The 23,451-nt window shown below is 71.1% G+C and carries 17 protein-coding genes; 7 read left to right on the forward strand and 10 right to left on the reverse strand.

Going from position 1 to position 23,451, the window contains the following annotated elements; all coding sequences use genetic code 11:
- Positions 1-133 precede the first annotated feature (133 nt).
- Positions 134-1,051 (reverse strand): PHB depolymerase family esterase, encoded by a 918-nt coding sequence (locus tag A5692_RS17815; protein ID WP_068058194.1) that lies wholly within the window; start codon positions 1,049-1,051, stop codon positions 134-136.
- Positions 1,052-1,212: 161 nt separating this feature from the next.
- On the opposite strand from A5692_RS17815, the gene A5692_RS17820 reads away from it, so the two are divergent.
- Positions 1,213-1,563: a DUF732 domain-containing protein gene (locus tag A5692_RS17820; protein ID WP_068058197.1), complete on the forward strand. Its 351-nt coding sequence runs from the start codon at positions 1,213-1,215 to the stop codon at positions 1,561-1,563.
- Positions 1,564-1,588: 25 nt separating this feature from the next.
- A complete protein-coding gene (locus A5692_RS17825) occupies positions 1,589-1,858 on the forward strand; it encodes a hypothetical protein (protein WP_231984360.1) in 270 nt (89 codons plus the stop codon).
- Here A5692_RS17825 and mgtA read toward each other — a convergent pair.
- Genes mgtA through phoU form a run of 3 tightly spaced genes read right to left on the reverse strand, consistent with a single transcriptional unit; the run spans position 1,855 to position 6,188 of the window.
- Entirely contained in the window at positions 1,855-4,491 is a 2,637-nt protein-coding gene (mgtA, locus tag A5692_RS17830; RefSeq protein WP_068058201.1) for a magnesium-translocating P-type ATPase, read from the reverse strand. The two genes, A5692_RS17825 and mgtA, sit on opposite strands and share 4 nt — an antisense overlap.
- Positions 4,488-5,486 (reverse strand): magnesium transporter CorA family protein, encoded by a 999-nt coding sequence (locus tag A5692_RS17835; protein WP_068058241.1) that lies wholly within the window; start codon positions 5,484-5,486, stop codon positions 4,488-4,490. The genes mgtA and A5692_RS17835 overlap by 4 nt, the downstream gene beginning before the upstream one ends.
- A gap of 36 nt (positions 5,487-5,522) precedes the next feature.
- Complete coding sequence (phoU, locus tag A5692_RS17840; protein WP_067919678.1) at positions 5,523-6,188, reverse strand: phosphate signaling complex protein PhoU; 666 nt, start codon at positions 6,186-6,188, stop codon at positions 5,523-5,525.
- A gap of 199 nt (positions 6,189-6,387) precedes the next feature.
- On the opposite strand from phoU, the gene A5692_RS17845 reads away from it, so the two are divergent.
- From A5692_RS17845 to A5692_RS17855, 3 genes are read left to right on the forward strand one after another with little or no spacing between them, the layout of a single operon-like run.
- On the forward strand, positions 6,388-10,836 hold the full coding sequence (locus A5692_RS17845; protein WP_068058243.1) for a cation-translocating P-type ATPase: 4,449 nt from the start codon (positions 6,388-6,390) through the stop codon (positions 10,834-10,836).
- 9 nt (positions 10,837-10,845) lie between these two features.
- The gene (locus tag A5692_RS17850; protein ID WP_068058202.1) at positions 10,846-11,460 is read left to right on the forward strand and encodes a DUF5994 family protein; all 615 of its coding nucleotides are present in this window, start codon (positions 10,846-10,848) and stop codon (positions 11,458-11,460) included.
- Positions 11,461-11,477: 17 nt separating this feature from the next.
- Positions 11,478-14,138 carry a cation-transporting P-type ATPase gene (locus tag A5692_RS17855; RefSeq protein ID WP_068058203.1) on the forward strand — a complete coding sequence of 887 codons (2,661 nt, stop codon included), beginning with the start codon at positions 11,478-11,480 and terminating at the stop codon, positions 14,136-14,138.
- Here the strand turns inward: A5692_RS17855 and A5692_RS17860 are convergent.
- Positions 14,107-15,645: an FMN-binding glutamate synthase family protein gene (locus A5692_RS17860; RefSeq protein WP_068058205.1), complete on the reverse strand. Its 1,539-nt coding sequence runs from the start codon at positions 15,643-15,645 to the stop codon at positions 14,107-14,109. The genes A5692_RS17855 and A5692_RS17860 overlap by 32 nt on opposite strands.
- The gene (locus A5692_RS17865) at positions 15,642-16,043 is read right to left on the reverse strand and encodes a cyclic nucleotide-binding/CBS domain-containing protein (RefSeq protein ID WP_068058207.1); all 402 of its coding nucleotides are present in this window, start codon (positions 16,041-16,043) and stop codon (positions 15,642-15,644) included. The genes A5692_RS17860 and A5692_RS17865 overlap by 4 nt, the downstream gene beginning before the upstream one ends.
- 107 nt (positions 16,044-16,150) lie before the next feature.
- Between A5692_RS17865 and A5692_RS17870 the strand changes: the two genes are divergently transcribed.
- Positions 16,151-18,523: a heavy metal translocating P-type ATPase gene (locus tag A5692_RS17870; protein WP_068058209.1), complete on the forward strand. Its 2,373-nt coding sequence runs from the start codon at positions 16,151-16,153 to the stop codon at positions 18,521-18,523.
- On the opposite strand, the gene A5692_RS17875 is transcribed toward A5692_RS17870, so the two are convergent.
- From A5692_RS17875 to A5692_RS17885, 3 genes are all read right to left on the reverse strand, one after another.
- Entirely contained in the window at positions 18,512-19,642 is a 1,131-nt protein-coding gene (locus A5692_RS17875; protein WP_068058244.1) for a PPE family protein, read from the reverse strand. The genes A5692_RS17870 and A5692_RS17875 overlap by 12 nt on opposite strands.
- A gap of 128 nt (positions 19,643-19,770) precedes the next feature.
- The gene (locus tag A5692_RS17880; RefSeq protein ID WP_068058210.1) at positions 19,771-20,907 is read right to left on the reverse strand and encodes a PPE family protein; all 1,137 of its coding nucleotides are present in this window, start codon (positions 20,905-20,907) and stop codon (positions 19,771-19,773) included.
- Positions 20,908-21,113: 206 nt separating this feature from the next.
- Positions 21,114-21,470: a hypothetical protein gene (locus A5692_RS17885; RefSeq protein ID WP_068058212.1), complete on the reverse strand. Its 357-nt coding sequence runs from the start codon at positions 21,468-21,470 to the stop codon at positions 21,114-21,116.
- A gap of 111 nt (positions 21,471-21,581) precedes the next feature.
- Between A5692_RS17885 and A5692_RS17890 the strand changes: the two genes are divergently transcribed.
- The gene (locus A5692_RS17890; RefSeq protein WP_068058214.1) at positions 21,582-21,872 is read left to right on the forward strand and encodes a hypothetical protein; all 291 of its coding nucleotides are present in this window, start codon (positions 21,582-21,584) and stop codon (positions 21,870-21,872) included.
- A 39-nt stretch (positions 21,873-21,911) separates the two neighbouring features.
- Here A5692_RS17890 and A5692_RS17895 read toward each other — a convergent pair whose 3' ends face one another.
- Entirely contained in the window at positions 21,912-23,429 is a 1,518-nt protein-coding gene (locus tag A5692_RS17895) for an HNH endonuclease signature motif containing protein (protein WP_068058216.1), read from the reverse strand.
- Positions 23,430-23,451: the final 22 nt, after the last annotated feature.

Genomic DNA, 23,451 nt, shown 5'->3' on the forward strand with positions numbered 1-23,451 from the left:
GCCCGATGGTGGCGACCCGCAGCGCCCGGCTACGCCGCGCTCGCGATCGCCACTGCCCGATGGTGGCGACCCGCAGCGCCCGGCTACGCCGCGCTCGCGATCGCCACTGCCCGATGGTGGCGACCCGCAGCCACTAGTCCCGGGCGTGCGCCAGGAAGAACTCCGCGATGGCTTCCGACCCGTCGAGCGCCCGGGTGGTGGGCCCGATGATCGCCGTCGGCAGGTATTGCCTGCCGCCCGGCCAGGTGTGCCCGCCGCTGTCGATCTGGTAGAAGATCACCTCGGTGGACGCCGCACACGCCGTGGAGTCGAAGCGGTGCACGACGGTGCCGTCCCCGACGTTGGGCAGCGCCTGCACCGACGGATCACCCTGGCACCCGTCGGCGGCGCGCCACTTGTTCACCATGCTGTCGGCGGAGATGGAGTGGCTCGCCCCGCCGCGGCCGCGCACGACACCGCCGTTGAACGGCACCAGCGGGTCGGCGGTGCCGTGCGCCGCCCAGACCGAGACCGGCCGCGACGGATTGCACGCCACACCCACGCCCAGGGTGCCCGCCACGGGCGCGACCGCCGCGAACACGTCGGCGCGGTCACACGCCAGCCGGTTGGACATGAAGCCGCCGTTGGACATCCCCGTGACGAAGACGTGTCCCGGGGCGATGCCGTAGTCGTTCTGCAGCTTGCCCACCAACCCCACCAGGAAGCCGACATCGTCGACATGCCGGCGATCCGCCGGCGACGCCCCCCGACCGTCGGCCCAGCTCTTGTCGTAACCGTCGGGATAGACCACCAGCAGGTCGTGGGCGTCGGCGACGGCGTCGAAACCGGTCAGGCCCCGCTGCCCGTTTCCGCTGCCGCCGCCGCCGTGCAGGCTCAGCACCAGGCCGACCGGGCTACCCGGTGGCACGTGCAGCAGGTAAGTTCGGTCCATGCCGCCGGAACGGAATGTCCCGGAGGCATCCCGAGCGCTGGCCGCCGACACATGCCGCACACCACAGGCCGCCAAGCACATCGCCACGACGGCCAGCGCCAACCAACGCACGTATGGCATCCCGTCAGCGCACCGACGGGACCGAGGCCGGAGCAAAGCCGGGTGTGGCGATGGTCGCAATATGATTGATCCTGCACCGTGCGACACCGCAACGTGCAACTATCCGGGCAGCCCCCGCTGTCAGCGAGCAACGGCACTTCGATGTCACGGGAGTATCAGAAATGACGAGGACCCAGATCCGCAACCCCGGCCTGCTGCTGTTGCTGTCGGCCGCCGGTGTCGTCCCGGCGATGGGGCTGCTGGGTGTCCTGGGATCCACTCCGTCCGCCCACGCCACGGCCGCCGATGACGCCTTCCTCGCGGCGCTGACCGCCAAGGGCATCAACTACGAATCACCCGAAACGGCCATCCGATCGGGTCACTTGGTGTGCCAGCGGCTCGAGTCCGGCGAAGCGCCGGAACAGGTGGCAAACGACGTCATGACCAACAGCCACCTCGACGGCTACCACGCCGGCTACTTCGTCGGAGTCAGCATCCGGGCGTACTGCCCGAAGTACGGCGCCCAGGCCTGAAAGTTAACAGCCAGTTGACAGGCTCGTGACACGCGCGCCGGTAAAATTAAGCCTGAACCAATTTCGAGAACTCGAAGGCCAAATGATTCCTAAACTTTTGGTCGGCGTTGCACTCACCCTCGGCGCTGCAAGTTGGTCGGCAGCATCGGCGAACGCCGACCCAAGCCCCTTCACCACCCTCAGCTGCGCCTGCCAGGAGACGGCCCCGGCGGGCAGCACGACCCTGATCGACAAGCTCGACCGGGGAATCCAGCAGGGCCTTTCGGATCTGCCGACTCTCCAGGTCGAGAACTAAGCCCCGTCCCGCCTTCGCATCCGCCGCTCGATGTAGTGATAGCGGGCGGCCCGGCGCCGGATGCGGAACGCGTTTCCGCGGACGCGATGCGGCTGCCCGTTGAGGTGATTCGGCTCGCTGTAGAAGAGCAGCTTGGCCAGCTCCACCAACACCAGGTAACTGATGACGAACGCGCCCAGGACGGCGAAGAACTGCCACGGCAGCGGGGTGAAGCCCAGGGTGTGGGCCAGCGGCGAAATCGTCAGCCCGGCGCCGACGGCGACCACGGTGAGGGTGGTGACGGCGAGCAACGCGCTGGGCCGGCTGCGGAAGAACGGCACCTTGCGGGTGCGGATCGCGAAGATGATCAGCGTCTGCGTCGCAAGCGATTCCACGAACCAACCGGTGCGGAACTCGATCGCGCCGGCGTGCAGCACGCCCAGCATCAACCCGAACGTCAGGAAGTCGAACAACGAGCTGATCGGGCCGAAGATCAGCATGAACCGGCGGATGAACGCGACGTCCCAGTGCGACGGCGCGTGCAGCTGCTCGGCGTCGACCCTGTCGGTGGGGATCGCCAGCTGCGAGGAGTCATAGAGCAGGTTGTTGAGCAGGATCTGGCTGGGCAGCATCGGCAGGAACGGCAGCAGCGCCGACGCGGCCGCCGCGCTGAACATGTTCCCGAAGTTGCTCGACGTGCCCATCAGCACGTACTTGATGGTGTTGGCGAAGATGCGCCGGCCCTCGGCGACGCCGGTGGCCAGCACACCGAGGTCCTTCTCGAGCAGCACCACGTCGGCGGCGTCCTTCGCCACGTCGGTGGCGCTGTCGACCGAGATCCCCACGTCGGCGGCGTGCAACGCCAGCGCGTCGTTGACCCCGTCACCCAGGAAGCCGACGGCTCGCCCCTCGCGCCGCAGCGCGGCGATCAGCCGCGCCTTCTGCTCGGGGGAGATGCGCGCGAAGATGGTGTGGTGCTGCGCGGCGTACGCGAACGCAGCGTCGTCCAGGGGCTCGAGCTGCGCGCCGGTGATGGTGCCCTTCGAAGCCAAACCCAGTTCTTCACAGACCTTTTCGGCCACTCTCGGGTTGTCGCCGGTGGCGATCTTCAGCTCGATGCCCAGCTCGGCCAGCTCCAATAGCGATTGGCGCGCGGCGGGTTTGGGCTCGTCGGCGAAGACCAGGAACCCCGCGAGCGAGAGCTCGCATTCGTCCGCCCGGGTGAGCGTCGTGATCCCCGGCGCCGGTTTGGTGGCCACGGCCACCACCCGGCGGCCGGCGGCGAACAACGCAGCCAGCGACTCCTCCGCCGCCGCCGGGACGGCCCGGCACTGGGCCAGCACCTGCTCGGGCGCCCCCTTGACCACCAGCACCCGGTTCCCGTCGTCCTCGACCAGAGCCGACGTCGCGCGGCGTTCGTGGTCGAACGGCAGCAGCGCGACCCGGCGCGTGGCCCCGCCCACCAGCTGCTGCGCCCCGGCGGATTCCCAGAGTGCGGCGTCCAGCGAATTCGCGCTGGCGCCAGCGGCTTCCGGGTCCACGTCGGTGGCCAGCAGGCCAAGCCGACGGACCGGGTCGCTGTGCGCGCCGCCGGCGTCGACGGCGTCCACCAGCCGGATCCGCCCCTCCGTCAAGGTTCCCGTCTTGTCGGTGATCAGGATGTCGATGTCACCGAGATCTTCGATGCAGACCAACCGCTTGACGAGCACCTTCGCCTTGGCCAGCTGGCGTGACCCGGTGGCCAGGCTGGTGCTCACGACGGCGGGCAGCAGCTGCGGCGTGATGCCGACCGCGATCGCCAGCGAGAAGAGCACCGAGTCGATGATCGGCTTGGCCAGCAGCAGGTTGCTGATCAAGATGATCACCATCAGCGCGACGGCGACCTGCAGCAGGAGGTAGGAGAACCGGCGCAGCCCGACCTGGAAACCGGTTTCGGGCGGATGCTCGTCCAAACCCGAAGCGATCCGGCCGAATTCGGCGTTCTTTCCGGTGGCGTACACCACGCCGGTGCCCTCGCCGGCGCTGACGATCGTGCCCATGAAGGCCAGGTCGCTCGCGTCGGCCAGGTCGGTTCCGGCCGGCACCGGATGCGGCGCCTTCTCCGATCCGGTCGACTCCCCGGTCAGGATGCTTTCGTTGCATTCCAGGCCCGTGACGTCGATCAGCCGGACGTCGGCCGGCACCGCCTCCCCCAGCGACAGCCGAATCACGTCGCCCGGCACCAGCTCGCTGACGGCGAGCGAGACGAACTCTCCGTCGCGGCGCACCAGCGCGTTGTGGTGCACGCTGGCGTGCAGTTCGGCGGCGGCCCGCTCGGCGCGGTATTCGTTGATGAAGCCCAGGCCGATGCTGGCCGCCAGGATGATGCCGATGATGACGGCCTGCATGCTGTCGCCCAGGAAGTACGAGACGACCGCGGTAGCGGCCAGCAGGATGAGCACCGCGTTGCGCAGTTGGCGACCCAGCACCGCAAAGGCGTTGACACGGTGGGTGCGTACCGCGTTGGGTCCGTAGCGCGTCAGCCGGGCGGCGGCCTCCGGGCTGGACAACCCGGCGGCCGAGCTGTCCAGCCGGCGCAGCACCTCGTCGAGGGGGGCGGCGGCGACCAGCATCGCCTTCGGGGCCTCCGAACCCGCCAGCAGGTCAGCGGTCATAGCCAGTCCCGCCGTTTGAACATCACGTAGATCACCACCATCAGCACGGCAATCAGAGTTGTACTCGCAAGAAATCCGGCCAGATGGCCGAAGCCGGGATAGGGCACGTTCTGGCCGTAGAAGCCCGTGATAGCGGTCGGGACGGCGATGATGGCCGCCCACCCGGTCAGCTTCTTCATGATGGTGTTCAGCCGGGCGTCCTGCAGGGACAGGTTGGTCTCGAAAATGGTTGTGACCATGTCCCGCAACGACTCCGTCCACTCCGACACGCGCAGCACGTGGTCATACAGGTCGGCGTACAGCGGGTCCAGTTCCGGAGCGGTGCCGACCTCGCGGCGGTGGTGCTGGATCGAGTTGACGACCTCGCGCATCGGCAGCGCCACCCGCCGCAGCGCCACCAGGTCCCGGCGCATCTGGAATGTCCGGCGCTGAAAGCTCGCCCGGCGCGGCGTGCCGTCGAACAGCTCGTCTTCGATGGCCTCGACGCAGTCGTCCAGGGCCTCCACCGCGGCGAAGTGGCTGTCGACCACCACGTCGAGCAACCCGTGCACCAGCGCGCCCACGCCGTACTGCTGGGCGCCGATCTCGTCCCAGCGCCGGGTGAGCTGGGTGACGTCGAAGTCCTGCGTCAACCGCACCGTGATCAGGCCGCGCGGCAGCACGAACGCCGAGATCCGCTGCATGGACAGCATGCGCCGCGGCTCGTCGGTCACCTCCTCCGCGACCCCCACGGCGTAGACGGTGAAGAAGGTGTGCGTCTCGTACGCGGTGGCCTTCACCCGCTCGGCCGCCGCCACGGCGTCTTCCACCGCCCACGTGTTGAGGCCGAGCTCGGCCGCCAGGCCGCACAACGCGTCGTGATCCGGGGCGCACAGATCCACCCAGACCAGGGTGTCGGGCTCGCCCAGGTATCCGGAGATGTCGTCGAACGTGAAGTCTTCCTGCGGCTTACCGTGGCGCCAGACGCGGCCCTGGATGTCCGGTGTGCCCTGCACGACGTTATCTTCCCAGCCCGGCTTCACCGGCGCCGCTCAGTAGGTCGAGATCTCGTCCGGCGTGGGCAGATCGCCGCTGACGATGAAGACGACGCGGCGGCCGACCTCCACGGCATGGTCGGCGAAGCGCTCGTAGAAGCGGCCCAGCAAGGCGCAGTCCACCGCGACGGGAATGTTGTCCCGCCAGCCTTCGTCCAGCAGCGCGCTGAACAGGTTGCGGTACAGCTCGTCCATCGCGTCGTCTTGTTCGCGAAGCCGGGCCGCCTGCTGCGGGTCGTGGGAGATCAGCACCTGTTTCGCGCTCTCGCCCAACGTGATTGCCACCTTCGCCATGTCGGCGAAGCACGCGCGCAGGTCGTCGGGCAGTATCCGGTTCGGGTGCTCGCGCCGGGCGATCTTGGCGATGTGCACCGCCAACGCGCCCATGCGTTCGATGTCGGCGATGATCTGGATAGCGCTGAAGATCGCCCGCAACTCACCGGCGACCGGTTGTTGCAGCGCCAGCAGGGCGAACGCTTCCCGTTCGGTTTGCGCCCGCATCTCGACCATGCGGTCGTGCTCACGGATCACCTGTTCGGCGGCGTCCAGGTCGGCCTCCAACAGGGCATCGGTGGCGCGCCGCATGGCGTCGTTGGCCAGGCCGCACATCTCGCCGAGCTGGACGGTCAGCTCGGCCAGCTGGTGGTGGTAAGCGCTTCGCATAGCGCAACGGTGGCCAACGCGAGCGCATTTGACAAGGGACGAAAGCCCCACGAAAAGGGCCTCAATGACTTTTCCCGCGCGCGTTACCGCCCGTTAAGCTGCCGCTGTAACCCTTGCGGAACCGGGGGCACTGACAATCGACCCGAGCCCGGAGAACACGGTGAGCACACGACGCGGCCTGCCCGGCCTGGGCTTGCTGATGGCACCGTTGCGGGTCGCCGCGGTCGGCACCGAGCTCGCGGCCGGCACCGCTCTGCTGGGCGGGCATGTCGCGGCCAGCGTGGGCAAGTCGCTGGTGCACGCCACGCCGGACGTTCCCGCACTGACCCGCGCGGCGGCGGGTGCGGTCCTCGAAGCGGTGGGTGGCCCCCCGGCCCGGCGCGTCAGCGACAACGGGCCTAGGCGGTGGATCGAGGTGCGCGGCCTCGACGGCGAACACGGCCCGGCGATCGCCACCGACGTGTTGGCGGCCGTCCGGGCGATGCCCGGGGTGCAGCAGGCCTACCTCAACCGCACGCTGGCGCGGGTGGTGGTGACCGTGGCCGCCGACGGGCCCTCGGCGGCCACCCTGTGCCGCAGCGTCGCCGCCGCGGAACGACGCGGCGGACGGCGCGCGAGTCCGGCCCTGCCGGCCAGCCTGCCGGGTGACGACGCGCTGCTGATGGGCCGGATGGTGGCGGCCACGGCGGCCTCGGTGGGCTTCGGCCTTTCGCTGACCGGCAGCCTGCTGCGCCTGCCCCGGCTCCCCGACTTGGTGGCCGTGCCGCCCACCGTGGCCGACCACCTGCCGCGGTTGCGCCGCGAGCTGGAGCGTCGCCTCGGGCCCGACGGCACCGATGTGTTGTTCGGCATCGTCAACGCCACCTCCGCGGCCCTGACGCTGTCGCCCACGGCGGCGGCCGCGGAGGCAGCCACCCGCACCATGCTGGCGGCCGAGGCGTGGAACGGCAGGCTGGCCTGGCTCCGGCACGAGCCGGGGTTGGCCGAGCGGCCGGTGGCCGACGACGGGGTCTCGGCCCCCGTCGGCAACCCGGCCCCGCCGGACGGGCCCGCGGAGCGCTACGCCAACCGCGCCGGCCTGGCCGGCCTCGGCGCCGCCGCCGCGGTCGGCCTGCTCACCCGCAACCCGGACGCGGCCGGCGCGGCCGCGCTGGCCGCCGTCCCGAAGCCCTTGCGGACCGTGCGCGAAGCGTTCGGCTGCACGATGAACCTCGGCCTGTCCGGCCGCCACGACGCGCTGGTGCTGCGCCCCAGGGTGTTGCGGACGCTCGACCGGATCGACGCGATCATGGTCGACCCGCGGGCGCTGTACACCGACGAACTGACGGTGAGTCGCGTGCTCGGGGTGGAGAATTCCGCGCGCGCCCACGCCTGGGAAGCGGTCCGTGCCGCACTCGACAACGACGGCCTGCAGCCGGGGTGGCACCGGCTGGCCGACATCGACGGGGCCGGCGACGTCGGCGAGGCGCTCGTCAGCCCGATCCGCGACCCGCTCGCGGCGGCGGTGCTCACCGAGGCGCGGCGGTCACAACCCCGGGTCTATTCCCTCGACGATGACGGATTGCGTTCCCTGGCACAGGGTTTCGACCAGCTGTATCCCGCGGCCGAGCCGGGCGGGTCGATCGACCACGCGGTGGCGGCGGCCGTGGCGGAGCTGAAGGCGGCGGGGAACACCGTGGCCCTGCTGACCACGTCGGACATGCGGGCCGCCCACCGGTCCGACGTGACGATCGGCCTGCTGCGGCCCGGACATTCCCCGCCCTGGGCGGCCGACGTGATGGCCAACGACCTGACGGGGGCCTGGCGCCTGTTGCACGCGCTGCCCGCCGCGCGCGCGGCCACCGACGGGGCCGTCCGGTTGTCCGCGTCGGCGTCGGCGATCGGCGCGCTGATGCTGATTCCCGGTGTGCCCGGGCGCAGTTCGGCCTCGGTCAACGTCGGCATGGTGGCCAGCCTGTGGTTCGGGTACCGGGCGGCCGTCAAGACCCTCCGGGATCCGCTGCCGGAGCCCGAAACCAGCCACGACTGGCACGCGTTGCCCGTCGCCGAGGTGCAGCGGCTGTTGCCCCGCCCCACCGAGGAGGCCCGCGTGGAGGCGGCCGCGTCGTGGTGGCGGCAGGTGCGGCCGCTTCGCGCACTGCACGACGCGGGCGCGGCGTCCTGGGGCACCATCCGCGACTTCGCCGACGAGATGCGCGGCGACCTCGCGGACCCGATCACCCCGCTGCTGGCCACCGGCGCGGCGGCCAGCGCGCTGCTCGGCTCCCCGCTGGACGCGGTGCTGGTGGGCAGCGTGCTGCTGGTCAACGCCGCCTTGTCCGCCGAGCAGCAGCTGCACGCCGAACGCACCCTGAATCGCCTGCTGGCCGTGCAGGATCCGCCAGCGCGACGGCGGGTGGGCCCGCTGGACAAGCAGCGCCGCGAGAAGGTGCCGACCAAGTGGCTGCGGGTGGGCGACATCATCGAGGTCCACGCCGACGAGGTGGTCCCCGCCGACGCCCGGCTGCTGCACGCCTCGAACGTGGAGGTCGACGAGTCGACGCTGACCGGCGAATCGCTGCCGGTGGCCAAACAGACCGAACCCACGCCGGGGGCACCGCTGGCCGAACGGACCTGCATGCTCTACGCCGGCACGACGGTGGTCGCCGGCACGGCGGTGGCCGTGGTGACCGCCGTGGGCTCGCGGTCGGAGATGCGCCGGGCACTGGCGATGGCCCCCAGGAAACTGCAGGAGATCGGGCTGCAGCGGCAGTTGCGGCACATCACCCGCCGAGCCTTGCCGTTCAGCGTGGCCAGCGGCGGGCTGGTGGGACTGCTCAGCGTGGCGCGGGGCACCGGGCTGCGCGAGGCGGTGTCCAGCGCGGTCACGCTGGTCGTCGCCGCCATCCCGGAGGGCCTGCCCCTGGTGGCGACGCTGGCCCAGCTGGCCGCCGCGCGCCGGCTCACCGGCGAATCGGTGCTGATCCGCAACCCCCACTCAGTGGAGGCGCTGGCCCGGCTGGACGTGGTGTGCTTCGACAAGACCGGCACGCTGAGCGAAAACCGGCTGAAGGTCAAGGCGGTGCGGCCGATGCCGGGCCACACCCCCGGTGCGGTGCTGGACGCGGCGTTGAGCACCAGCTACGCCAGGCACACCCACCGCGTCGACCACGCCACCGACGATGCGATACACCGGGCCGCCGACGATCCGGCGCTCCGCGGCGACGGCTCCGGGCCGCAGCGGCTGACCCGCGACGCGTTCCTGCCGTTCCAGTCCGGCCGGCCGTTCGCGGCCGCGCTGGTCGGCACCCGACTGACCATCAAGGGCTCACCCGAGGTGCTCGCGTCGGCGCTGCTGCACGACGGCGACGCCTTGACGCAGCAGGTCGACGAGATGGCGGCCAAGGGGTTGCGGGTACTGGCGGTCGCCGAGCGCCAACTCAGCACGGACGAGGCGGCGGCCGCGGCGGCCGATCCCGACCGCCTGGAGGCGCTGTGCTCCTCCGGGCTCACCCCGATCGGGTTGCTCGGCCTGGCCGACACCCCGCGCCCCGCCGCCCCAGGGCTGCTGAAGGAACTCGCAGCACGCGGCATCGGCGTCCGGCTGATCACCGGCGATCACCCGGCGACCGCCGCCGTGATCGCCCAGGAGATGGGCCTCGACGTCACCGCCGACCAGGTGATGACCGGCAGCGACTGGGAGGCGCTCTCCGCCGACGGGCGGGCCGCCGCGGCGGCCACGCGGGTGGTCTTCGCGCGGATGACGCCGGAACACAAGATCGACGTCGTGCAGACCCTCGAGCGGGCCGGGCTGGTGACCGCCATGGTCGGCGACGGCGTCAACGACGCCGCCGCGATCCGGGCGGCCAGCGTAGGCATCGGCGTGGCGGCGCGTGGCAGCGACGCGGCCCGCACGGCCGCCGACGTGGTGCTGCTCGACGAACGGATCGAGGCGCTGCTCGACGCCCTCGACGAGGGCGAGCAACTGTGGCGGCGCGTGCAATCGGCGGTGTCGATGCTGCTGGGCGGCAACCTCGGTGAGGTGTGCTTCGCCCTGATCACCACCATCCTGACCGGGCGTTCGGTCCTCAACGCCCGCCAGATGCTGTTGGTCAACATGCTGACCGACGCGCTGCCGGCCGCCGCGCTGGCCGTCAGCCCCCAGGTAGGCACCGACGAGGTGGACCGCGACGAGGCGGCGATGTGGCGAGCGATCGGCATCCGCGGCGCCGCGACCACCATCGGCGCCACCGCGGGCTGGGCGATGGCCAGGGTGACCGGCCCGCCGCAGCGCGCGGCCACCGTCGCGCTGGTCGCGCTGGTGGGCGCGCAACTCACCCAGACCCTGGTCGACTCCCGCGCCCCGCTGGTGGTGCTGACGTCGGTCGGCTCGCTGGGCGCACTGGCGGTGGTGATCAGCACCCCGGGCCTGAGCCAGCTGTTCGGTTGCACGCCGCTGGACCCGCTGGCCTGGGGCCAGGGGCTGCTGGCCGCGGCGACGGCCAGCTCCCTGTCCGCGGTCGCACCCGACCTGATGTTGCGCGCGTCACACAGCGTGCAGCGGCGCTGGCTCGGCGTCGAGCCGGCGACCGGACCCGAAAGGGCACAAAGTCCCACCCCTTCGGTGCGGCCGACCCTGTCGGGTTCCGACCGCCCCGACCACGATTGAGGCGTGCACATGGAAAATCGCTTACAGCTCAAGCCTTATCGGTCCGTCTCCGAACACATCGACGGTGCCTGGTGGCCGCGAACCACGAACCTGGTCGACGAGTTGCCCGGCCTGCTGGCGTCGGTGTTCGAGCGTCTGGGCCCCGTCGCGATGGTGGGCTATCGCCGCAACGGCTGGCAGGAGACGCCGCCGCTGGTGCAGATCGGCGGCCACACGGTCGAACTGCTGGCGTTCACCAGCGACGAACCGTCCAGCGTCATCCTGATCGGCGAGGACGGCCACCATCTCACGCTGCACGTCGTCCGCCCCGACGCCGGCGAGGAGGTCGCCCGTCAAGCGCTCGAGCAGGCCCGGATGCCCGCCGACGACGCGGTGCCGCAGCACAGCCGTTCGACGGTGGCCCGGTCCGTGGCCGACGTCGCCGACAAGCTGGCCCGCCACGAGGGGCTCGGCGACGAGCAGCGGACCGCCCAGATCAAGCGCTGGTCCGAGGAGGCCGCCGAGCAGTTCGTCGACGCCCCCGTCCAGACCTTCGTGCCGATCCTCGTCGAGCACATCGTCCGCAACCGGATGCTGGAGTCCCGCAGGGAAGCCGCCTCGCCGCAGCCGGCGAGCCAGCACTGACCGGCTGAGCGCGCTCGGTGGACGCCGCACTGCTCGACCCCGACCCCGCGCTCCTCGACGCCGCAGCCGTCGTCGACCGGCTGCGCACCGATCCCGAAGCGGGGTTGCCCGCGGCAGAGGCCGCCCGCCGGCTCGCCGCGGTGGGCGCCAACGACATCGAGAGCGTCCCGCCCGCGCCGGTTTGGCGGAAGCTACTGGCGCAGTTCCGCAGCCCGCTGATCTACCTGCTGCTCGCCGCGCTCATCGCCTCGCTCGCGGTCTGGGCCGTCGAGGGGGCCGACGGCTGGCCCGTCGACGCGGTGGTGATCGCCGTCATCCTCGTCCTGAACGCGCTGCTGGGTTACGCGCAGGAAGAGCGCGCGGAACGCGCGGTCGGCGCCCTGGCGCGGATGGCCGCGACCTCCGCCACGGTCATCCGCGACGGCGCGCGCCGCATCGTGCCCGCGGCCGCGGTCGTTCCGGGCGACGTGCTGCTGCTCGCCGAGGGCGACGCCGTGGCGGCCGACGCCAGGCTGCTCTCGTCCGTGGGGCTGGAGCTGTCCGAGGCCGCGCTGACCGGCCTGAGCGAACCCGTGCTCAAAGATGCCCGGACACTGGCCGGGCCGGCGGCGCTCGGGGACAGGGCGGACATGGTGTTCAAGGGCACCGCGGTCACCAAGGGCACCGGGCGGGCGGTGGTGACCGCCACCGGGATGTCGACCCAAACGGGTCAGATCGCCGGCCTGGTGCGCACCGTCGATCACGAGCCGACGCCGCTGCAGCGTGAGGTGGCCCGCGCCAGCCGGCTGCTGGGGATCGCCGTGCTGGTGATCGCGGTGGCGGTGATCGCGACGATCTTCGTGGTATTCGGCCTCCACACTGCCCACGACGTGGTGACGGCGGTGCTCCTGGGCGTCTCGCTGGCCGTGGCGGCCGTGCCGGAAGGCCTGCCCGCCATCATGTCGGTGGTACTCGCCCTGGGGATGCGGCGGATGGCCGGTCTGAACGCCGTCGTCAAGGAGCTGTCCTCCGCCGAGACCCTGGGCTCGGCGTCGGTGGTGTGCTCGGGCAAAACGGGCACCCTCACGACCGGCGAGATGACCATCGTGCGGGTCGTCACTCCCCTCGGGGAGGCGAGGGTCACCGGCGCCGGATATCGGCCCGAGGGCCGCCTCGAGCGCGACGGCGCGCCGCTGGGTGAGGGCGACGACCTGTGGCGGCAGGCCGCCCTGGTGCTCGACGGGGGCGCCGCCGCCGGCGGTGCTACCACCCTCGACGTGCACGACGGCCGCTGGACGATCCGGGGCGATCCCGTCGACGCGGCCTTCCTGGTCGCCCGCGAGAAGCTCGGCGACGGGCCCCGCCCGACGCCGACTGACGTGACGACGGGCGAGCCCGACGAGGTGCTCGGCCGGTGCACGCACCTGCGGAACGGTGATCGCATTGCGCCACTCGACGATTCGGGACGGGCCGCGATCCGAAGCGATGCGGAGCGGCTGGCGCTCGACGCCCTGCACACCGTGGCGGTCGCCTGCCGGTCCGACGGGCACCTGGTGTACCTGGGCATGGTGGGGATCACCGATCCACCCCGGCCGGAGGTGGCGGCCGCGATCGCCGACGCGCGCCGCGCCGGCGTCCGGGTCGTGATGATCACCGGCGACCATCCGCGGGTGGCGGCGCGCATCGCCCGGAAGCTGGGTATCGAAGGCGGCGAGTCGGCCGTGTCCGGCGCAGAACTCGCGACGCTGGATGACGAGCAGCTGCGGGAAACGGTGCGCCTGCACTCGCAGTACACCCAGGTCGATCCGGCGGACAAACAGCGCATCATCGACGCGCTGCAGGCCGACCACGAGATCGTCGCCGTCACCGGAGAGGGGATCAACGACGCGCCCGCGCTGAAGGCGGCCGACATCGGCATCGCCATGGGCCGCACCGGCACCGAGGTCGCCAGGGAAGCGGCGAACATGATCCTCGCCGACGACAACTTCGCGACCATCGTCCAGGCCATCCGCGAGGGCCGCGGCATCTTCTCGAACATCAAGAAGTCGCTGCGCTACCTGCTGTCGTCGAACATGGGCGAGATCTTCACGGTCTTCTTCGGGGTCGTGCTGGCCGGGGCGGTCGGCCTGTCGCAGGGCGATACCGTCGCGCTGCCGCTGCTCGCCACGCAGATCCTGTGGATCAACCTGCTGACCGACGGCGCCCCGGCGCTGGCGCTGGGTGTCGACCCACACACCGAGGACGTCATGGACCGGCCGCCGCGCTCGGCGTCGGACCGGGTGATCGACGGGCGGATGTGGAACAACATCATCGTGATCGGCGCGGCGGTGGCGGCCGCCACGCTCGTCACGATCCACCTCTATGCGCCCGGCGGCCCCCTGCCGTCGTCGCTGGACACCGCCCGCACCGCGGGCTTCACCGTGCTGGTGATCGCCCAGCTGATCAACACCATCAACGCCCGGTCGGAGACCCGGTCGGCTTTCCGCCGGTTCTTCGCCAACCCGTGGTTGTGGGCGGCGATCGGGTTGTCGGCGCTGCTGCAGGTGGCCGTGGTTCAGCTGCCCGTGCTGAACACGGCCTTCACCACCACGCCGCTATCGCTGAGCCAGTGGCTGGTCTGCATCGCCATGGCCAGCACGGTCCTGTGGGTCAGCGAGATCCGCAAACTCATCCTGCGCCGCTGGACATCACGGCCGTGATCGCCTCGGCGTCGGCCGGGCCGGGCAGGCCCCAGTCGGGCTGGTAGTCCAGCAACCGGTCGACTCGCACGGTCTTCATGTCGACGTCGAGAAGCTCGATGGCCTCCAGCGGCACCAGCGCCGGATGGACGTAGCCGCAGGTGCGGGCCAGCTGCAGCAGTTCGAACCGCAGGGTGGCCAGGTAGTTGGCGCAGCGCACCGACTTCAGGTCCGAGTCGAGGCCGTGCTGCAACCACGGCGACTGGGTCGCCACACCCGACGGGCAGCGGCCGGTGTGGCAGCGCTGCGCCTGGATGCAGCCGATCGAGAACATGGCGGTCCGGCCGACGTTGATCATGTCGCAACCGGTGGCCAGGGCCAGCAGCGCGTTCTCCGGGATGCCCAGCTTGCCCGACCCGATGAAGACCACGTCACGGTGCAACCCGTGCTCGGCGAACGCCCGGTACACCCGCGGCAGAGCCCACTTGAAGGGCAGGGCGACGTGGTCGGTGAAGACCAGCGGGGCCGCGCCGGTGCCGCCCTCGCCGCCGTCGACCGTCACGAAGTCGACGCCCCTGCCGGTGCGGGCCATCCGCCCCGCCAGGTCGCACCAGAACCGCCCCTCCCCGACCGCCGACTTGATGCCGACCGGCAGGCCCGTCTCGGCGGCGATCGTCTCCACCAGCTCCAGCATCCCGTCGACGTCATGGAACGCCGAGTGGCCCGCGGGGCTCCGGCAGTCCACCCCGGCCGGCACGCCGCGGATGGCGGCGATCTCCGGGGTGACCTTGGCGCCCGGCAGCACGCCGCCCAGGCCCGGCTTGGCGCCCTGGCTGAGCTTGATCTCGATGGCGCGGATGGACGGCGTGGCCGCCACCCGGTCGACCAGCCGGGGCAGGCTGAACCGGCCGTCGTCGTCGCGGCAGCCGAAGTAGCCGGTGCCGATCTGCCAGACCAGGTCGCCGCCGTGGAGGTGATACGGCGACACCCCGCCCTCGCCGGTGGTGTGCAGGGCGCCGGCGATCGCCGCGCCCTTGTTCAGGGCGGTGACGGCCGCGCCACCCAGGGCGCCGAAGCTCATCCCGGAGATGTTGACCAGCGACGACGGGCGGAAGGCCTTCGCGCGGCCCCGCGCGCCGCCGAGCACCTTCGCCGCGGGCAACGGCACCGCCGGGTCCGGGTGCTCGGGCTCGCCGGCCGGCGCCGCGACGGGGAACGCGGCGTGCTTGACGATGGGATAGTTGTGCACCCGCTCCAGGTCGTTGTCGGTGCCGAAGCCGAAGTACCGGTCGGCCAGCTTCGACGACGTGTACACCCAGCGGCGCTGGTCGCGGCTGAACGGCCGCTCCGCGTCGTTGTCGGTGACGATGTACTGGCGCAGCTCGGGGCCCACCGCTTCCAGCAGGAACCGCAGGTGTCCGATGATCGGGTAGTTGCGCAGGATGGTGTGGCGACGCTGCAGCAGGTCCCAGCCCGTCAGCCCGGCCAGGCCGCCGCCGAGCAGCGCGGCCACCGCTCGCGGCCTCAATCGAAGTCCGCGTAGACGCCCAGCAGGTCGCGGGCCGAGACGATGCCGACCAGCGCGCCGTCGCGCTCCACCAGCACGTGGCGGATGTAGCGGTCCATCATCCGGGCGGCGACCTGGTCCACCGAGGCTTCGGCGTCACACCACACCAGTTTGGTGCTGGCCACGTCGGAGACCGGGGCGGTCGCGGGATTCCGCCCGGCCGCCACCGCCCGCACGATGTCGCGCTCGCTCACCAGCGCGGTCGGCCGCGGGTCGTCGCCGACCGCGATCGCCCCCACGTCGCAGGTCACCATGGCCCTGGCCACGTCGGCGATCGTGGCGTTTCCGGGCACGCGGGCGACGGGGTCGCCGGTGATGGTGTGGATCGGCATGGAACCGGCGGAAGCACTTGCAGTCACACCACCAATGCTGACCGGGTCGCGCCGCCACCTCTAGTGACCTGAGTCCTCAATCCGCGTCCATCCGGCCCTAGCCATCGCCGGGATGTCAGGGAAGGCTGACTGGCATGGACGTCGGGGCGCCCGAACGGCGGACCTTACCCACCCGGTGGGTCGAGCCGATCCTGGCCGCGGTGACCGCCGCCGCCCTGGCGGGTGGGGGGATCGCGTGGCTGGTCGGCGCGCGGCGGGTCGCCGACGGCTGCTGGATCGCGGGCACGGTGGTGGCGGTGATTCCCGCGGTGGTGTGGGTGCTCGCCGCGCTGCGCCGGGGCCGGTTCGGCGTGGACCTGATCGCGGTGCTGTCGCTGGTCGGCACCCTGCTGGTGGGCGAATATCTCGCGGGGGCGTTGATCGCGGTGATGCTGGCCGGCGGGCGGGCCCTGGAAGCCGCGGCCGAACGCCGCGCGTCCCACGACCTGCGGGCGCTGCTGGAGCACGCGCCACGGTTCGCCCGCCGCCGCGTCGGCTCCGGGGTGGACGTCATCGCGCTGGCGGACGTGGCGGTCGACGATCTGCTGCTCGTCGGCCCGGGAGAAGTGGTGCCCGTCGACGGGCGCATTTCCAGTGCGGTCGCGGTGCTGGACGAATCGGTCCTGACCGGCGAACCGCTGCAGGTGGAACGAACCGCCGGCGAAGCCGTGCGCAGCGGGGTGGTCAACGCGGGCAGCGCGTTCGAAATGGAGGCCACGGCCACCGCCGCCGACAGCACCTACGCCCACATCGTCCGCCTGGCCGCGGAGGCCGGCGCGGAGAACGCGCCGGTGGTGCGGCTGGCCGACCGGTACGCGGCATGGTTCCTGCCGTTGACGCTGCTGGTGGCCGGCGCGGCGTGGCTGGCCAGCGGGTCGGCGGTGCGGGCGGTGGCGGTGCTGGTGGTGGCGACCCCGTGCCCGCTGTTGCTCGCGGCACCGGTCGCCATCGTGTCCGGGCTGTCGCGGGCGTCGCGGCGCGGTGTGGTGATCCGCGGCGGCGGCGCTCTGGAAAACCTCGGCCACGCAACAACTTTGGTGATGGACAAGACGGGCACCCTGACCATGGGGTGCCCGGTCGTCATCGACGTCGCCGCCGCCCCCGGGCGCGACGCGCTCGAGATCCTGCGGATGGCGGCCTCGGTGGACCAGATGTCCCCGCATGTGCTGGCCGAGGCGATCGTCACCGCCGCGCGGGCCCGCGGCCTGCAGCTGTCGCTTCCCACCGAGGTCGTCGAGGAACCCGGCCGCGGCGTCACCGCCAGCCTGAACGGTCACCGGGTGCACGTCGGCAAACTCTGGCACGACACCGCGAACACCGAATGGGCCCGCGCGGTGGTGAATCGGGCCCTGCTCGACGGCGCCGCCATCGCGTGGGTCTGTGTCGACGGTCGGCCCACGGGCGCGGTGCTGCTGCGCGACCCGCTGCGCCGCCACGCTCCGCGCACGCTGCGGCGGTTGCGCGAGGCGGGGCTGAGCCGATTGGTCATGCTCACCGGTGACCGCACCGAGCCGGCCCGCGAGGTCGCGGCCGTGCTGGGCTTGGACGAGGTGTACGCCGAGCAAAGCCCGGCCGACAAGGTGGCCGCCGTCCGCGCCGAGAAGGACCGCGCGGTGACCGTGATGGTCGGCGACGGGGTCAACGACGCACCCGCGTTGGCCGCGGCCAGCGTCGGCGTCGCGATGGGCGCCCGTGGTGCCACCGCCTCCTCGGAGGCGGCCAGCATCGTGTTGACCACCGATCGACTGGAGCGGCTCGCCGACGCGATGGACATCGCCCGGTGGTCACGACGCATCGCCGTGCAGAGCGCGGTCGTCGGCATGACCTTGTCGCTGGCCGCGATGGCCGTCGCCGCCGCGGGGTGGCTGCCGCCGGCCGTCGGCGCACTGGTGCAGGAGGGCATCGACGTCGCGGTGATCCTCAACGCGCTGCGCGCCCTGCGCGGCAACCCCGACATCGAGGTCGACCTGCCCGCGACGACCGAACAGCTGCTGCGGCGCTTCGACGCCGAACACGACGAGCTGCGCGACGCCGTGGATCTGTTGCGCGACGCCGCCGACCGGCTGGCCGACGCGGCCGACCAGCCGGCTGTGGAAGCGGTCCGCCACGCCCACACCATGCTCACCGAGCGGATCATCCCGCACGAACGGGCCGAGGAGTCGGAGCTCTATCCGGCGCTGGCCCACCCGCTGGGCACCAGCGAAGCGACCGCACCGATGAGCCGGACCCATGCCGAGATCCAACGACTCTCCGACCGGATCGGCGCGCACCTGGCGTTGGCCCAGAGCAGCGGAGGGATCGGCCCTGACCAGGTCGACGACCTGCTCTCGTGCCTCTACGGGCTGCACGCCCTGCTGCGCCTGCATTTCCTGCAGGAGGAGGAGAGCTACTTCACCCTGGCCGACGACGAGCCCGCTCCGTCACGGCCGGAAAACCGTCAAGCCCTGGGGCCCAAGCTATCCCGCTGACGGCGGTCGCTTCATGACGGTGCCGGGAAGCTCCGCGCCGATCTCGATGTCGTCGTAGTCGCGCCCCTCGCCGCCGCGACCCCCCTTGCCGCCCATCGGCGGCCGCATCGGGGCCACCGGGAGGGTGGGCGGCTGCGCCGCGCCCGGCGGAAGCGGGGACACCGCCGACGCCAGCTGCACCGGCGGCTGGGCGCCGGGCAGCATCCCCACCGTCGCGGGCGGCATGCTCAGCTTGCCCACCAGGACGGAGACCCCCAACGCGCCGCGAGGCGCCAGCGCCCCGGAACCGATCGCGTTCATCAGGCTGGCATCCGCCGACGCCAGGGCGGCCCCACCTTCCGCCAGGCCCTGGCTGATGTCGGCTCCCACGCCTTGGAGCGCCTGGGCCGCGGTGACCTGCGCGATGTAGCTGAGCATGTTGACCGGAAACCCGCCGGCGATGAACTGGTTGCCCCAGGTGCTGAAATACCAGAACCAACCCTGTTTGGGGTCGAAGGGGGTGACCCCGAGTGCGTCGATCACGGTCCCGGTGGTGGACGAGCTGGACAGCGCGTTCGCCGTGGGCGCGACCGTGGCCTGGGTGGTCACCGCCGAGGGATTGGCCACCTGCGGCGGTGGCGAGAACTGGGACAGCTTGACGGCGTTCAGCGACGTCGCGCCGTACCGGTACATCGCCGTGGAGTTGTTGACCCACATGGCGTTGTACTCGGCCTCGGTTTCGGCGATGGCCGGAGCGTTGACGCCGAAGAAATTGGTGGCCAGCAACATTGCCAACCGCGCCCGGTTGGCCGCCACGACGGAGGGGTGCACCACCGTCCAATGCGTCAATTCGAATGCGGCCGTGACGATTTCCACCGATGCGGCGATTTCCTGGCATTGCGCCGCGGTGGTGCGCAGCCAGGCGAGGTAGGGCTCGAACGCCTGGGCCATGGCCAGCGCGGACGGACCCTGCCAGGTCGCGGTCGTCGCCGCCAACTCCGAGGCATAGCTGTTGGCGGCCGCCTCCAACGCGGCGCTGAGCTCTTGCCACGCGCCGGCGGCGTCGATCATCGACCAAGCGCCGGGCCCGGCATGGATCAGCGCCGAGGTGATCTCGGGGGGCAGCAGCCCGAAATCGATCACGGGTCACCCGACGGGACGGGGCGCACGAGTGTCGTCGCGCGTGCGCGATACAGGGCTCGCGCCGCCATTGACCTATCCGGCGGCGAAAAGCGGCTTCCGGAGTCGTGAGGAACCATGGTCGCTCCTCATCCGCCGCTGGGCGGTCGCTGGATCACCTTCTTCGGGAGTTCCGCCCCGTATTCCAGATCCTCGAACTTCTGCTGTTTGCGCTTGCGCCACCCACTGCCCGCCGAGTTCGTCGCGGGAGCCATCATCGGCATCAGCGGCATTCCGGTCAGCCCGGCGTCGGCCGGCAGGGGCGACACCGACGAGGCCAGCTGCACCGGTGTCTGCGTCGCCGGTAGCAGCCCCACCACCGCGGGCGGCGCCGTCAGCTTGCCCAGCGAAACCCCGACCCCCATCGCGGCCGCGGGCGCGCCTCCCGGGGCGGCCGAGATCGCCCCGGCCAGCCTGGTCACCGACGCCGCCAGCGCCCCCTCGCCCTCGGAGAGCCCCAGGCCGATGTCGCTGCCCACACCCTGCAGCGCCTGGGCCGAAGTGTTCTGCGCCAGGTAGCTGAGCAGGTTGATGGGAAAGCCGGACGAGATGAACTGGTTACCCCAGGTGCTCCAGTAGTTGAACCAACCGGCGTTCGGGTCGAAGGGGGTGACGCCGAGCTGGTCGATGGCGTTGCCCGTCGTGCCCGCGGTGTTGAGCAACGAATTCGACACCGCCGCGTTTTGGCTGACCGAGGCCGTCGGGTTGGTGATGGCCAGCGGCGAACTGAATTGCGACAGCTGGCTCGTGGCCTGGTTGGTGGTGGCCTGATAGCGCGTCATGGCCGCCGAGTTGTTCGCCCACATGGTCTGGTACGCGTTTTCCGTCTGGGCGATCGCGGCCGTGTTCTGCCCGAACGCGTTGGTGGCGAGCAGCTGCGCCAGCCGCGTCCGGTTGGCGGCCACCACCGCGGGCTGCACCACCGTGGACTGGACATCGCTGAAGGCCGTCGCGGCGGACTCCGCCGAGGCGGCCATTTGCTGGGCCTGCTGCGCGGTGGTACGCAGCCAGATGAGGTACGGCTGCACGGCCTGCAGCATCGCCATCGAGGACGAGCCGTCCCACGATTCGATCAACGACGACAACACCGAGGCGTACACGGCGACCGAGTTCTCCAGCTCGACGCCCAGACTTTGCCACGCGCCCGCGGCCTCGATCAGCGAACCCGCTCCCGGCCCGGAGTGGATAAGCGTCGAGGTGATCTCGGGGGGCGCGAATAAGTCCATCACACCTCACATTGTCTATGCCGAGTACGCGGCCGGAAAATCCCGTTTACCAGGTTGCGAACACACCGGAAACATTGAGCAGTCACCACCCAGGGTGCCCCCCGGATCCTTCCCCGTCGAGTCCCGGCTGGGACGAACGATATACCCCTGCCCTTAGGGTAACCAAAGCATTAACCGGCCGGGCCTTTTCCAGGCGGCGATGCCCACTACAGGCCGGGCAGGCAGATGGGCGCTCCGTAGCACGGCGGCGGGCCCAGCGGGCGCCGCGGGGCATCCCCCTCCCAGACGAATTGGCCGACGTTGCCCATGCCCCCGACCGGCACCCAGTACCAGTGGTGGCAGACGCCCATGTCCCAACGGACGTCCGGCATCGGCAACGGTTGCCCCGGGCACCATTCGTGCGGAACCGTGAAGTTGTCCACCGGCAATGGGCGATTGAATTGCGGCGCGAGTGTGTGCTCCGCCTGCGCGATGCCCCCGGCCGCCCCCAAACCCATTGCCGCAACGGCGCCCGACAGCAGCGCCCCCGCGATGATCTTCCCGACTTTGCGAATGAGCGACATTGGCTCGCGCCTTTCCGATGTGGACTACGCGAATCAGCATCCAGCAAATGGTTCGCTACCGATCCCAAAAGCCGCTATGAAAGCGGTAGCGTCAGGTGACGGGAGGCAACCATGAAGCGCGGCATCGTCGGAGGATTCGCTGCCCTACTGATGGCCGCGGGGCTGATCGCCTCGGCGCCGTCGGCCGGCGCCGGCTGCCTGTACGGAGGACCCGTCCTCAGCAAGTGCGATGGGCCTGTCCAGCCCGACGGCACCTGGCAGCGTTGCGTGGCAGTCACGCGATTGATTCCCAACGGCGCGAGTTCCTACCTGGTGCCCGACGGGCACTGCGATGTGATGAGCCCCGACCATCCCCCTTCGGATTTCACCTTCGCCGACCCGCCGACGCACATCGACGGCTGAGCCCGGAAGCCTCCGGGAGCGTGGGGTGCGGGAGCCGATTCAAAACGGTGGCGGGTCGTCGTCGGTGGTGGCGTCGCGCGGCCGGTAATGCGCGGTGTCGCTTGCTTGCCGGACCGCGGCGCGGGCCATTCGATTCTGTCGACGTTCGGTGGCTACGCGCGCCGCGCGGTCCCGAGCGCGGCTACGTCGTCGGGTCGGCATCATCGCCGTGCGCTCGGCGCAGTAATCCTGGAGCGGGTCGACTTCGGGGGCCGCGAGCGCCCCGGTGGCCCGGCACAGGCTGGGGAACAACAGCGCGCTGCCCGGGGTGGTGACGTAGGTGCGCCCAGTCGGGGAAATCAGGATCAACGTCGCGTCGGCAAGCTGCTTCTCCTGCCAGCCCCAGAAGGTCTTTACCAAATGATGCGTGCGGCACAAGCATTTGAGGTTGGAGGCATGGGTGGGCCCGCCGACACTGTAGGGGATCGTGTGGTCGATGTCGCAGGCCATCGCCGGGCAGTCACAGCCGGGCCAGCGGCAGGTCAGATCCCGGCACCGCACGAAATCGGCCAACGCCGCAGACGGCAGATAGCCCTGCTCCGATGGGGCGTCGCCGGGATGGACCAGCGGCACCAACTTGGCCGAGGCGGCCAATTCGGCGACCAGCTCGGGCGGAATCAACCCCTCGGCGCGGACCTCGCAGCCCGGCGCGGAGCCATTGCCGTTTAGGGTCGCCTGCTCGGCGATCACATGAATCACCACCGCGCCCGCCGCGGGCCGCGTTCCGGCCGCGCAGTCCGCGCGCCCGCACCGGCAACCCAATCGGTCGGCCCCGGCGGCCAGCGCCCCCAACGCATCGGCGCGGCGCTGCTGGTGGGTGCGCGGATCGTGCTCGCATACTGTGGCCGCCACCGCATTGAGCCGCTTTTCTAGCGCATGCGCATCGGGGCTGAGCAGGACACCCTCAAGGCGCGCCAGGCCATCGCCCATTTCGCCGATCCACACCTCGCGGCCCGCGGCGCGCTCTCGGCGCCGGCGCACCGCATCGGCATCGGCCCTGGCCACGATCTTGTCCACCTGGGCGCCCAGCCGGCCCTGGGTCAGTGAGGGCCAACGCACCACGTTGGCGGCCAATTGTGCGTCCACGGCCGCCAATACCTCGGCATCGGTGATCAGATCGGTACGAAACACCAGCGTCTGAAACATCCGGAAGTCGACGTCGCCCGATTGGAAGACCGCACCCACCTTCGGCAGCCGCTCACGCATCGCCCGCGCGTACCGGACCCGGCTGGCCGCCATCCCCTGGCTGATCCGCAGTTCCGCGGCGATCTCGGCCGCCACCGCCGCCTCGGTGTCCACCGCCCACTCTTCGGTCTCCGCGCACCGCGACAGCCGGTAGGCGAACAACTCGCCGATCCAGCGCAACTGCGCCGCTGCCGCCTGATTCTCCGCCCGCGAGCAACATGAGATCTGCTCCAGCAACCCCGCCGACTCCGCCGTCTTTGTGGGATACCGCCGCTCGAAGTGCTCATCAAACGCGGCGATCACCTCCGCTGACGACCGCTTCGAATCGAACATACATTCGATCATGCCATGCGGC

The organism is Mycobacterium sp. E342, from assembly GCF_001667665.1.
Classification (GTDB): Bacteria; Actinomycetota; Actinomycetes; order Mycobacteriales; family Mycobacteriaceae; genus Mycobacterium.